The organism is Chryseobacterium sp. SIMBA_028, from assembly GCF_046535285.1.
Classification (GTDB): Bacteria; Bacteroidota; Bacteroidia; order Flavobacteriales; family Weeksellaceae; genus Chryseobacterium.
Map to the genome: position 1 here is coordinate 1 of NZ_JAWRWZ010000881.1, position 231 is coordinate 231.

At 58.0% G+C, this 231-nt stretch carries 1 protein-coding gene; it reads right to left on the reverse strand.

The window, feature by feature from the left end:
* Positions 1–231: hypothetical protein (locus SCA31_RS25725; RefSeq protein ID WP_410699755.1), on the reverse strand; the 231-nt coding region annotated here is incomplete at both ends.

Consider the following 231-nt stretch of genomic DNA (forward strand, 5'->3'; position numbering starts at 1 on the left):
GAGGCGTCCAGCCGGTCACTCAGATCATTGACGATGCGGCGCTGAATTTCCGCATCCTTTTCGCGGTCATGCTGCACGTTTTCAACGACCTTTCGTTGCGCGTCCAGCTTCGCTGTAAGACTCAGGATCTCGTTCTTCAACGCAACATTCATTTCGCGATCCCGGCGCACGGCCTCTTCCAGCGCGCGGCTATGTTTCTTCGCCGATTCGGCCGCGCTTTTCGCGCGCTTC